Source organism: Celeribacter sp. (assembly GCF_048270365.1).
Classification (GTDB): Bacteria; Pseudomonadota; Alphaproteobacteria; order Rhodobacterales; family Rhodobacteraceae; genus Celeribacter.
In genome coordinates, this window is sequence record NZ_JBLWTA010000006.1 from 1 (window position 1) to 11811 (window position 11811).

Consider the following 11811-nt stretch of genomic DNA (forward strand, 5'->3'; position numbering starts at 1 on the left):
CAAGAGACTTATTTCCAGCAGTACAAAGGCTATTACTTCTCCGGCGACGGCTGCCGCCGCGATGCGGATGGCTACTACTGGATCACCGGCCGCGTCGACGATGTGATCAACGTCTCCGGCCACCGCATGGGCACGGCCGAGGTCGAAAGCGCGCTGGTCGCCCACGCCAAAGTCGCCGAAGCGGCGGTCGTCGGCATGCCGCATGAGCTCAAGGGCCAGGGCATCTACGCCTATGTGACGCTGATGAACGATGTGGAGCCAACCGACGAGCTGCGCGTCGAGCTGGAAAAATGGGTCCGCACCGAAATCGGCCCGATCGCCAAACCGGACTTCATCCAATGGGCCCCGGGCCTGCCGAAAACCCGTTCGGGTAAAATCATGCGCCGCATCCTGCGCAAGATCGCCGAGAACGACACCGGATCCTTGGGTGACACCTCCACGCTGGCTGAGCCTGCTGTCGTCGAGGAGCTGATTGCGAATTCGCTGTATAATCTGAGCGCATAATGCTCAAAGTTCGCATGGCGAACTAATTTTGCAAAATCACAAAGCCCGCCCGCACACATGGGGCGGGCTTTTCATTTACACCTGAGCCGTCAGCGCGAAACACTGCGCGTCCAACGGGCGGACAGGCCCGCGCGGGGATGTACAGTCCAAACCTGCAACAAACAGGCGACCTCTGTCAGATTGCGTGGGAAACGGGAATGTTGCATGGGTTTTCCTCTTAAAGTGACCCGATCTTGCGCCCGGAACCTTCCGCTTTGGTTAACGGGACCCTCCTGCTCTGTGACATTCAGTTAAATTTTTACAGTCTCCAAAACCGGTGCCTCTGAAGGGTTTGTTAACCCTGTTGTGCCACGCATAAACCTATGGATGTGTGTGAGATCGAGACTCAAAAAGCATGGGAGGCGCTGGCGGATCAGATCATGGCGCCCCTGCCCCAGCGTTGGCTCTATGGCGACGCCGCCAAACGTGTCGGGCGCGAGGTGAAACGGTTTTGCGTTTTTGACGGTGACACGCCTGTCGCTCTGGCACAGGTCGTGCTGCGGCCCATGTTCGGCCTGCGCACAAGCCTCATCACCAGAGGCCCGCTGTTTTTTGACATCGACACGGCGACACGTACAACAGCGCTGCGCGGCCTGCGTCGCGCCCTTCCCAAAGGGGTGAAACTGGCCTCCCCCGAAGAGCGCCTCAAACGACTATCTCTCTCTGCACCGCCCGAAATTGCAGAACTGGATCTGACGCCAAGCCTTTCGGAACTCAGGGCGCAGATGAACGGCAAATGGCGCAACGGGTTGAAAAAGGCCGAGGCGACGCGGCTCAAAGTGGCGCGGCTAGAGGCGACACCCGTGGCTCTCATGCCACTGTTGCAGGCCGAAAAAGACCGTCAGGCTGCGGGCAAATACCGTGCGCTTCCCCCGGAGTTCACCCTTGCCCTGCAAGAGGTTGCGCCACGATCTTTGCGCCTGTTCACCGCCTTAGATGCGCAAATGCTCTTTGTCGTCCATGGCAACACGGCGACCTATCAGATTGGCCATAGCGGTCCGGAGGGACGCACATCAAACGCCCACAACCTGATCCTTTGGGAAGCGATGCAGCGGCTCAAGGCGGAGGGCGTGATACGGCTCGATCTGGGCACATTGGACACGGCCAAGGCGCCCGATCTGGCGCGGTTCAAACTGCGCAGCGGTGCCACGGCGCGGCGCCTCGCGCCCGCGGCACTCATCTAGGGTCAGGAACTGCGATAATATTTGCGCCGGGCCTCGACCTCGACGTCGAGCCGGAGCTGCACCTGCGCGATCTGGCGGATCAGCTCTTTGCGGGCCTCCGCCTCGACCGTATCACGAAGCTGCGCAGTCAGTGCCTCGATCTCTTTGCGCAACTCGAATTCGCGCGGGACGACCCCCGCCTCGGCCATGATGCGAAAGCCCGCCGCATCGCTGTCCGTGCCGCTTTGCATGTTCAACGGCTTGCCCGCCCCCTTCAAATTGTCGAGCTGACCTTCGGCCTTGGCCTTCAGAATTTGTCTTTCACTGAGCGTCGACCATTTCATCATCGGACCTCCACATCTGCCAAAAGGAATCGTCAACTGAGTTGACAGATTAAGACATACCGCCCTACAACACAAGAAAGGAGATTTCGATGTCCGACACGACGAGGAGCGACATGCGCCCGGCAGACCAGCTTTACGCCGGAATTCAACTGACCCGCCCGCTGCTGCGCAACATCACCGCAAGGGTGGAACACGATCTGCAAGGCACCGGGATCACGGTCGGCCAGCGGGCGATCTTGGAGGTGTTGTTGGCACTCGATCACGCCACCGCCCCACAGATCACCGCGCATCTCGACGTCACCCGGCAATTCGTCGGGCGTGAGCTCAAGTCGCTGGTGGCGGAGGGCAAACTTGAGACCGAGGAAAACCCCGCGCATCGCGCCTCGAAGTTTTACCGGCTCACGTCGCCGTCGCGCGCGCAAATCCTGTCAATCCGTAGGCGCGAGATGCAGGAGATCGACGCCTTCGCACAGGGGTTCACGGAAGAAGAAATTCGGGGATTTTATAAAATCCTGACGGCCTTAAATGCTGCATTCTCAGAAACACCTAAAGAAAAACAATAGGCTATCAAATTGATTTATATGTCATTTTTCAAAAAACCAAAGACATTTTCGATTTTCTCAGGAACTTCCACCGGGCCGATTTCATTGTCTCTCCATACCACATGCAAACGCATGACTGAGAGGAGAATAGAAATGAAAACCCTGACGCAGAAACTGATGACCACCGCCGCTGTGATTGGCCTTGCCGCAACTCCGGTCTTTGCCGAAATGACCAGCGAGACCGATGCGACCGTGTCTGAGGACGGCGTGACCATGCAGAGCGACACCACCATGGAAGCACCGGCTGTGGACGACGCCATGGAGAGCGCCGATGGCACCATGGACAACGCCGTTGACGGCGCCGAAGACACCGCCTCCGATGTGGCCGATGCCACGGCTGACACCGCCAATGAGGCTTGGGACGCGACCCAAGAAGGGGCGCAAAATGTCGCCGCCGCACTTGAGACCTTTGGTCAGGAAACCGTGTCCGAAATCGTCGGCACGCAGGTTCTGACCGAATCCGGTGAAGATATCGGCGAGATCGACGCCATCGTGATGGCCGAGGGTGAAACCAAGGCGATCGTGGGTGTCGGCGGCTTCCTCGGCATTGCCGAACATGACGTGCTGATCGAAATCGACCAGTTCTCCATGATCGACGAGAACAGCGTGATGATCCAAGGCGCGACCGAAGAAGAGCTGAAGGCGATGCCGGATGTGAACCTTGCGGATTACGAAGAGGTCGAAGGTGACCTGACGCTCGAACAAGCGATGAATTCGTAATCTTTCGAACGTATGTCCCTCCCTGCCTCGGGACATGCAAGCCCCGCCCCGGATCTGCTCCGGGGCGGGGTTTTATGTGCGATAAACTGAACGCGCTTAAAGCGTTTCTCAAAAAACTTGAGGCACTCAATTTTTAAGAAACGCAGCAATATCAATTCAGTGTGGCAACGTTTTTCGCTCAATCTGAAACAGATTAAACGAAAAACGCTTTAGTTCAGTGCAGCGTCCGTGATCTCAAGCGTATAGGCGCCTTCCGGTGCCTTGGTGATCACCGGATCGGAACCACCGGACAACAGAGACTCGACGGTCCGCTCATAATCGGCCACGTCCAGCGCGCCGTTGGAGCCTGCGGTCAGCTTGGCCACTTCGGTCATCATACGGACTTGATGCTCCATGGTCTGCGCGCCGGTTTCATCATACTCAAGCACGATCTCGGCGGCCTCTTCCGGGTTCTCTTCGGCGTATTTCCAGCCCTCCATGGAGGCGGCGACGAAACGGGCCATCTTATCCTTGAACGCCTCGTCGGTCAGGCTGTCTTCGAGCACGTAAAGCCCGTCTTCGAGCGTCGCAACGCCTTGGTCTTCGTATTTGAAGGTCACGAGATCGTCGGCGGAAATGCCGGCGTCGATCACCTGCCAATACTCGTTATAGGTCATGGTGGAGATACAGGCGGCCTGTTTTTGCAACAGCGGATCGACGTTGAAGCCTTGTTTCAAGACCGTCACACCGCCCTCGGACCCGTCCGTCGGGATGTCGAGTTTGCCCATCCACGAGAGGAACGGATATTCGTTGCCGTAGAACCAAACGCCCAGCGTCTTGCCCGGGAAATCTTCGGGGCCGGTGATGCCGGTTTCTTTCAGACAGGTCAGCATCATGCCGGACGATTTGTAGGGCTGCGCGATGTTCACCACCGGCGCGCCGTTTTCACGCGCGGCCAGAGCCGACGGCATCCAATCAACCATGACATCGGCGCCACCGCCCAAAAGCACCTGCACCGGGGCCACATCCGGGCCGCCCGGTTTGATCGTCACATTGAGATCGGCTTCCTCGTAAAAGCCTTTCTCCAGCGCCACGTAATAGCCCGCGAATTGAGCCTGAGTGACCCATTTGAGCTGAAGCGTCACGTCATCTGCGGCGAAGGCGCCAGAGCCAATAGCGGCCAGAGCAGCGGCGCTCGTCAGTAGCTTTTTCATAGTCTTACAACCTCCAAGTTGTGTCTTTCGGCCGAGGATTTTTCCCCCGTACCTTGTATTGCGCGAGGTTACCCGCAAAGGTTACCCGCGTTGTGAGGGGTGCCAGAAGGTCACCCGTTTTTCGATGCCCGCAACCAGACCGTAAAGTGCGGTCCCGGTGACGGCAGACACCACAATCTCAGCCCAAACCATGTCCGTTGCCAAGCGTCCCATCTCTGTCGTGATGCGAAAGCCCATGCCCCGGATCGGAGAGCCAAAATATTCAGCAACAATCGCCCCAATGAGCGCCAGAGAGGTGGCGATTTTCAACCCGTTGAACAGGAAAGGAAGCGCCGCTGGTCCGCGCAATTTATGGAGCGTTTGAATATGTGTCGCGCCATAGGTGCGCATCAGGTCGCGGTGCATCGGATCGACCGCGGCCAAACCGCCTAAGATGTTCACCAACATGGGAAAAAACACCATGATGGCGACCACTGCGGCCTTTGAATGCCAGTCAAAGCCGAACCACATCACCATGATGGGCGCGAGGCCCACAATGGGCAGCGCGGCAAAGAAATTCGCCACCGGCATGAGGCCGCGTTTCAGGAAGTCAAAGCGGTCGATGATCAGCGCCAAAATGAGCGCCGCCAAAGTGCCCATCCAGAGGCCGTTCAAGGCCCCTTTGACCACAGTTTGCACCCAATCTTGCCAGAGGATCGGCAGCGACCCGGCAATGGCGACGGCAATCGCTGAGGGCGGCGGCAGGATCGCGGGAGAGACGCCAAAGACGCGCACGATGACCTCCCAAAGGACCAGCACCAAAAGGCCGAAACCCAGAGGCCATGCGATTTTCTCGAACGTCGTGTCAGGTCTCATACCGCAGGCCCTCCCATCAGATTGCGCGCGAATTTTTCAAACCCGCCGACGAGGAAAATCAGGATCGCGGCCAGAATCGCCGCCGCAAACAGCGCCGCCCACATGATCATCGGCTCGCCGAACTGCGATCCGATCAACATCCGCGCGCCAAGCCCCGCAATCGCCGAAGTGGAAAGTTCCGCCACCACGGCACCGACAAAAGCGGCGGCGACGGAGACTTTGAGCGAGGCAAAGAAATAGGGCATCGACGACGGCAGGCGCAGTTTCCAGAACACTTCGCTCTGGCTCGCGCCGTAGGTTTTCAACAGATCGAGTTGCATCTGATCGGGGCTTTGCAAGCCTTTGACCATGGAAACCAGCACCGGATAAAAGCTCAGATAAGCGGCGATGATCGCCTTGGGCACCATCAGCGTGCCAGTGCCGACCGCGTTCGACAGCACGACGATGATCGGCGCCAAGGCCACAATCGGAATGGTCTGGGAAATGATCGCCCAAGGCATGAGCGTCAACCGCCCGATGCGGCTCAAAACGATGACAGTGGCAAGCGCAATACCGATCACGATGCCAAAACCAAAGCCCAGAAGCGTGGTCTTGAGCGTGATAGAGCCTTGATAAACCATCGAGCGTTTCGAGGTGATTTTCTTCTCAATCGTGGTGTCCCAAAGCTCAGCCACGATCTGATGCGGCGCGGGCAAGAGCGGGCGTTTTTGCGACATGGTGTCGGTGATCAGTTCGGAAAACGTGACCTCGGTGCCGGCGCGTTCGGCCTGATCATAGGTCCATGTGCTGTTCATCTTCACGGCGGCAGCGTACCAGATGACGATGAGCGCAATGAGGACAGTCAGGACGGGAATGATTTTACTCATACGTCATGTCCCGCACGGAGGCCGTCCCGAACCCGATGCGCAATCTCGATGAATTCCGGTGTGTCGCGGATGTCGAGCGGTCGCTCTTTTGGCAGCGGGCTTTCGATCACATCGGTGATCCGGCCGGGGCGTGGGGACATGACGACGATCTTGGTCGACAGATACACCGCCTCGGGGATCGAGTGGGTCACGAAACCGATGGTCTTGTTGGTCGCAGCCCAGAGTTTGAGGACCTCTTCGTTCAGTTTGTCGCGGACGATCTCGTCAAGCGCGCCAAAGGGTTCGTCCATCAACAGAATCTCGGCATCAAAGGCCAGCGCACGGGCAATCGAGGCGCGTTGCTGCATCCCCCCCGAAAGCTGCCACGGATATTTCCTGCCAAAGCCCCTGAGGTCCACCAGATCGAGCACCTTCTCGACCCTCTTGTCCATCTCCGCTTTCGGGAAGTCCATGATCTCCAGCGGCAGCTTGATGTTGCCCGCAATCGTGCGCCACGGATACAGCCCCGCCGCCTGAAAAACATAGCCGTAAGACCTTGATTTTCGGGCCTCTTCGGGCGTCAACCCGTTGACCGTCAGCGTGCCGCCCGTCGGCGTCTCAAGCCCGGCGATACAGCGCAGGAATGTGGTTTTGCCACAGCCCGACGGCCCGATGAAGGACACGAAATCCCCCTTTTCGATCTGGAGATTGACGTCCTTGAGCGCATGTACGGGTCCGTCGTTGGTCTGAAAGGTAAGATCGACGTTCTGCGCGTCGATGACTGGCTTTTTCATTGGCTAATGTCTTTATACTCGCCGCGTTTTCGCGGTCTGTCCCCTGTTGTGCGGGCGGGCCTGAGAAGGCCCCATCCTTTTTCGCCGTTTGGCTCAGACGCCGGTCACTGGAATACCAGCGCGTTCCACCGGACGCGGTGCGGTCAGTTCTTTCCACTTCGACAGCGCCTTGTTCACCGTCGCATTCGGGTCGCGGGCGACGAAGTCTCCGTGGCCTTCCTTGGCCTTCAGCTCGCCCTTGTCGACCGCCACATAACCGCGGGTCAAGACGTAACGCGGCAGCGCCGTGACCTCGATCCCTTCGAAGACGTTATAGTCGATCGAAGACGCCTGTGTCTCCGCCTTGATGGTTTTCGACATGGTCGGATCCATCACGATCAGATCGGCATCCGCCCCCACCAGAACCGCGCCTTTTTGCGGATAGCAGTTCAGGATTTTCGCGATATTCGTGGAGGTTACAGCGACAAATTCATTCATCGTGATGCGGCCCGTCTCGACCCCCATGGTCCAGAGCACCGGCAAGCGATCTTCCAAACCGCCCGTCCCGTTCGGGATTTTCGAGAAATCACCAACCCCGTAGCGTTTCTGCTCCGTCGTAAAGGCACAGTGGTCGGTCGCCACACAGGACAGCGTGCCCGAAGCGAGGCCCGCCCAAAGGCTGTCCTGATGCTTTTTGTTGCGGAACGGTGGCGACATCACGCGACGCGCGGCATGGTCCCAGTCCTCGTTGAAATACTCGCTCTCGTCCAACACAAGATGCTGGATCAGCGGCTCGCCCCAAACGCGTTTGCCGTTCATCTTGGCGCGGCGAATGGCTTCGTGCGCTTCTTCGCAGGAGGTGTGCACCACGTAAAGCGGCGCGCCCGCCATGTCGGCGATCATGATCGCGCGGTTGGTGGCCTCGCCCTCGACCTGAGAGGGCCGTGAATAGGCGTGCGCCTCCGGGCCGGTGTTGCCCTCGGCCAGCAATTTCGTCGTCATCTCGGCCACTAGATCGCCGTTCTCGGCATGGACCAAAGGCGTCGCACCCAGCTCGGCGCAGCGTTTGAAAGAGGCGAACATCTCGTCATCGTTCACCATCAAAGAGCCCTTGTAGGCCATGAAGTGCTTGAACGTGTTGATGCCTTTTTCTTCGGTGATGATCTTCATCTCATCGAAAACCTGCTCGCCCCACCAGGTGATCGCCATGTGGAAAGAGTAGTCGCAACAGGCCCGCGCCGATTTATTGTCCCAGACCTTGATCGCATCCAAAAGCGACTGCCCCGGATCGGGCAGTGCGAAATCGACGACCATGGTCGTGCCACCCGCCAGAGCTGCGCGGGTGCCGGCGTAGAAATCATCCGAGGAATGCGTGCCCATGAAAGGCATTTCCAAATGCGTATGCGGGTCGATCCCGCCCGGCATCACATAACAGCCCTCCGCATCGAGGATTTCATCGCCCGTCAGGTCCGGCCCGATCTCGACGATCTTGCCATCCTCGATTTTCACATCGGCCTTATAGGTCAGATCGGCGGTGACAACCGTACCGCCTTTGATCACCTTGCTCATAACTCTCTCCTTGTTGGCAAAAGCGGCGCGCCTTATCCCCGGCGCGCTCCTGCTTCTTCTTGACTCAAATACTCATTCCACGATTTCAGCGGTTTCCAAGACCGCATGCAACAGCACATCGGTCCCCGCAGCCGCCCATTCCGGGCTGATCTCTTCGGCCTCGTTGTGCGACAGACCATCGACACAGGGGCACATGATCATCGTCGTGGGCGCCACAGCGGCGGCCCAACAGGCGTCGTGACCGGCGCCCGAGACGATGTCCATATGCGAATAACCCAGCGTTTCCGCAGCTTTACGGACATTGGACACCAGCTCCGGCGTGAAGGTCACCGGGTCGAAATGGCCGACGGGTTCCACAGAACAGCCCACGCCGATCTCTTCGCAAATCTTCGCCGCACGCTCTTCGATCTGGCTGCGCATGGAGGTCAGTTTGGTGATGTCCGGCGTGCGGATGTCGACCGTGAACACCACCGTGCCCGGCAACACGTTGCGCGAATTCGGTGTGAATTGCATCTGGCCGACACCGCCCACGGCGTTCGGTTGGTGATCCATTGCGACCTCTTGCACCATCTCCAAAATCCGCGCCATGGCGAGGCCTGCGTTGGTGCGCATGGCCATTGGCGTGGACCCGGTGTGCGCCTCTTTGCCGGTGAGCGTAAATTCGAGCCACCACAGGCCCTGACAATGGGTGACGACGCCGATGTCCTTGCCCTCGGCCTCCAAAATCGGCCCCTGTTCGATGTGCAGCTCATAGTACGCATGCATCTTGCGCGCGCCGACCTCTTCATCGCCTTTCCAACCGATGCGGGCCAGTTCCTCACCATAGGTCTTGCCCTCAAGGTCCGTGCGCCCGTAGGCGTAATCCAGATCGAGCTTGCCGGCGAACACGCCCGAGGCCAGCATCGCAGGTGCAAAGCGCGCGCCCTCTTCATTGGCCCAGTTGGTGACCACGATCGGGTGTTTCGTCTTGATGCCGAGATCGTTCATCGTCCGCACGGCTTCGAGCGCGCCAAGGACGCCCAGAACCCCGTCGTATTTGCCGCCCGTGGGCTGAGTGTCGAGATGGGAGCCGACGTAGACCGGCAGTGCGTCGGGATCGGTGCCTTCGCGGGTCATGAACATCGTGCCCATGGCATCGACGCCCATCGTCATCCCCGCCGCTTCGCACCACGATTGAAACAGCTTGCGCCCTTCGGCGTCTTCGTCGGTCAGCGTCTGGCGGTTACAGCCGCCCGCAATCCCCGGCCCGATCTTCGCCATCTCCATCAAACTGTCCCAGAGACGTTCGGAGTTGATCTTGAGGTTCTCACCAGCGGCGGCCATGGGGTTTCCTTTCCATAAATCTGTCCTGTCCCAAATGATCTGGGTCCAACTTTGGGTTGGCGGCATTGCCTGTGTCCGAACAGATGCGGCCCGCCTCAGACCCTCAAGTCTGGCCCTCAAGTTTGACCATTTGGTCAAGAGCACCCTAGCAGCACCGCGCGCAGACGCGAAACAGAGCAAACGCCTAAAACCCATGCAAACTTGCATCAAGTGCGGATTTAAGGCAATTCAGACTTCGATTTGGCGTTTTTTTTAGCAAATATAGAGCAACAAGCGCTAGAAGGCAGGATGGAAATGGGAATCGAGCGACACATGCCCGGACGACAACCGCGCACACGCATTCAGAAAAAGAACACGGAAACCATCCTAGAAGCGGCTTTGGATGTGTTTTCACAACATGGCTTTCGCGGCTCCACCCTCGATCAGATCGCCAAGGCGGCGGGGCTGTCAAAGCCCAATCTGCTCTATTATTTCCCCTCGAAAGTGGCGATCCACCGGGCCTTGATCGATGAGCTGATGCAGAATTGGCTCGATCCTCTGCGTAAAATCGAGGCAGACGGTGAGCCGGTCGAAGAGCTTCTCGCCTATGTTTTGCGCAAACTCGAGATGGCCCGCGAGTACCCCCGCGAGAGCCGTTTGTTCGCCAATGAGATCGTCCAGGGCGCGCCCAATATCATGGACAAGATCGAGGGCGAATTGAAAAGCCTTGTGGATGAAAAGGCTCAGGTCATCGACGGCTGGATCGCCTCGGGCGCGCTGGCGCCGGTCGATCCCTATCACCTGATTTTCTCGATCTGGTCCACGACTCAGCACTACGCCGATTTCGATGCGCAGGTGCGTGCGATCCTGCGCCCCGAAGGCGACGCGCATTTCGAGGATGCGGCGGCCTATCTCGACACGCTGTTCCGCCGGATGCTGACGCCAGTCTGAGGTTCTAAACCGGATCTTAACCATACATCAAAATACCCGTGGGTATTAACCTTTCAAAAACCATAACGTTTTATAAAGAAAGATGGTGGGGGCTCCTGAGAAAAGGAGCTTAGCATGACCAATATCGCGGGCGTGCCGGCTTTCGGAGGTGGTGGATTTGCATTCAGACAACCGCCAGATCCGCCGAAGCCAGACGTTCCTCAGATCGCGGAAACCGCGCTGAACGGAACGGCAACATATACAAAGGGGAACGAGCTTCCCGGCCAGAATGGCGATATCCTGTCTTACAAGATTGACGAGGCGTCTGACGCCTCCTCCGTCACCGCGTCCGAGCGCGCGATGACATCTGAATATGACACCGATAAAACGGAACTTCCCGAAGACATCCTGACCGGGCCGACGCCTGCGTTTCAGGCCTCTGTCCTTGAGGTGGAGCTCGATCTGCGCAACACGATTGCCGAGATCGCCGCAAAACGCACGCAAGCCGAAGATGAGGCGGCGATTGCGCCGAGAAATGCGGCGAAGGCAGAGGGTGCGGAGGCGACCGCGCCCGTCGAGGCGGCGACAAACGCCTCTGAGGAAAGCGCAAAAGATATGGCCACCGAAGAGGTGATGGCGCTGAGCGATGCGCCTGCGGAGGCCATTGACCCAGAAGCCCGGCTCTCCGGCCCGGCGGCGGTTCAGAGGACACCTTTTGACGGCTGACGTCGTGATCCTCTAAACCTGTGGCGCCAGGATGGCGCAATTTTCAAAATGGAAATCGACCCTGATCACCGTGCCAGCGGGTGACCTTGCGGAGCTTTGCCGTCCGAAATGTCAGAGACGATAAAAAACAAACCCCGAGAGTGTCTCGGGGCCTGTTCTGATGTCTTGCCCCGGCTGCGTTTCGTAGGGTCCGGGGCATTGGGAGTGCCTCATCGGCTGTCGGCTGACCGAAATCAGCCGACAAAT

Annotated in this window: 13 protein-coding genes; 6 read left to right on the forward strand and 7 right to left on the reverse strand. The window is 58.5% G+C overall.

The window, feature by feature from the left end:
- Together ACN0X0_RS09620 and ACN0X0_RS09625 are read left to right on the forward strand one after the other, a co-directional pair.
- On the forward strand, window positions 1-504 hold a 504-nt coding region (locus ACN0X0_RS09620; RefSeq protein ID WP_417278980.1), incomplete at its 5' end, for an AMP-binding enzyme.
- A 419-nt stretch (window positions 505-923) separates the two neighbouring features.
- A complete protein-coding gene (locus tag ACN0X0_RS09625) occupies window positions 924-1727 on the forward strand; it encodes a GNAT family N-acetyltransferase (RefSeq protein WP_417278981.1) in 804 nt (267 codons plus the stop codon).
- Between the two features lie 2 nt (window positions 1728-1729).
- Here the strand turns inward: ACN0X0_RS09625 and ACN0X0_RS09630 are convergent, their stop codons facing one another.
- Window positions 1730-2053 (reverse strand): DUF1992 domain-containing protein, encoded by a 324-nt coding sequence (locus ACN0X0_RS09630; RefSeq protein WP_417278982.1) that lies wholly within the window; start codon window positions 2051-2053, stop codon window positions 1730-1732.
- Window positions 2054-2139: 86 nt separating this feature from the next.
- Between ACN0X0_RS09630 and ACN0X0_RS09635 the strand changes: the two genes are divergently transcribed.
- Together ACN0X0_RS09635 and ACN0X0_RS09640 are read left to right on the forward strand one after the other, a co-directional pair.
- The gene (locus tag ACN0X0_RS09635; protein WP_417278983.1) at window positions 2140-2613 is read left to right on the forward strand and encodes a MarR family winged helix-turn-helix transcriptional regulator; all 474 of its coding nucleotides are present in this window, start codon (window positions 2140-2142) and stop codon (window positions 2611-2613) included.
- Between the two features lie 132 nt (window positions 2614-2745).
- Window positions 2746-3372, forward strand: coding sequence for a PRC-barrel domain-containing protein (locus tag ACN0X0_RS09640; protein ID WP_417264374.1), 627 nt, complete (start codon window positions 2746-2748; stop codon window positions 3370-3372).
- Window positions 3373-3581: 209 nt separating this feature from the next.
- Here ACN0X0_RS09640 and ACN0X0_RS09645 read toward each other — a convergent pair whose 3' ends face one another.
- From ACN0X0_RS09645 to ACN0X0_RS09670, 6 genes are all read right to left on the reverse strand, one after another.
- Window positions 3582-4565 (reverse strand): ABC transporter substrate-binding protein, encoded by a 984-nt coding sequence (locus ACN0X0_RS09645; protein WP_417264373.1) that lies wholly within the window; start codon window positions 4563-4565, stop codon window positions 3582-3584.
- A gap of 81 nt (window positions 4566-4646) precedes the next feature.
- Window positions 4647-5420 (reverse strand): ABC transporter permease, encoded by a 774-nt coding sequence (locus ACN0X0_RS09650; RefSeq protein WP_417278984.1) that lies wholly within the window; start codon window positions 5418-5420, stop codon window positions 4647-4649.
- Window positions 5417-6286 carry an ABC transporter permease gene (locus ACN0X0_RS09655; RefSeq protein WP_417264371.1) on the reverse strand — a complete coding sequence of 290 codons (870 nt, stop codon included), beginning with the start codon at window positions 6284-6286 and terminating at the stop codon, window positions 5417-5419. The genes ACN0X0_RS09650 and ACN0X0_RS09655 overlap by 4 nt, the downstream gene beginning before the upstream one ends.
- Window positions 6283-7059: an ABC transporter ATP-binding protein gene (locus ACN0X0_RS09660; protein ID WP_417278985.1), complete on the reverse strand. Its 777-nt coding sequence runs from the start codon at window positions 7057-7059 to the stop codon at window positions 6283-6285. Before ACN0X0_RS09660 ends, ACN0X0_RS09655 begins: the two co-directional genes overlap by 4 nt.
- A 93-nt stretch (window positions 7060-7152) precedes the next feature.
- Complete coding sequence (gene hydA / locus ACN0X0_RS09665) at window positions 7153-8607, reverse strand: dihydropyrimidinase (RefSeq protein ID WP_417278986.1); 1455 nt, start codon at window positions 8605-8607, stop codon at window positions 7153-7155.
- Between the two features lie 72 nt (window positions 8608-8679).
- On the reverse strand, window positions 8680-9930 hold the full coding sequence (locus ACN0X0_RS09670; protein WP_417278987.1) for a Zn-dependent hydrolase: 1251 nt from the start codon (window positions 9928-9930) through the stop codon (window positions 8680-8682).
- A 312-nt stretch (window positions 9931-10242) separates the two neighbouring features.
- Between ACN0X0_RS09670 and ACN0X0_RS09675 the strand changes: the two genes are divergently transcribed.
- Together ACN0X0_RS09675 and ACN0X0_RS09680 are read left to right on the forward strand one after the other, a co-directional pair.
- Window positions 10243-10860, forward strand: a complete 618-nt coding sequence (locus ACN0X0_RS09675; RefSeq protein ID WP_417264367.1) for a TetR family transcriptional regulator C-terminal domain-containing protein — start codon at window positions 10243-10245, stop codon at window positions 10858-10860.
- Window positions 10861-10974: 114 nt separating this feature from the next.
- Window positions 10975-11565, forward strand: coding sequence for a hypothetical protein (locus ACN0X0_RS09680; protein ID WP_417278988.1), 591 nt, complete (start codon window positions 10975-10977; stop codon window positions 11563-11565).
- Window positions 11566-11811: the final 246 nt, after the last annotated feature.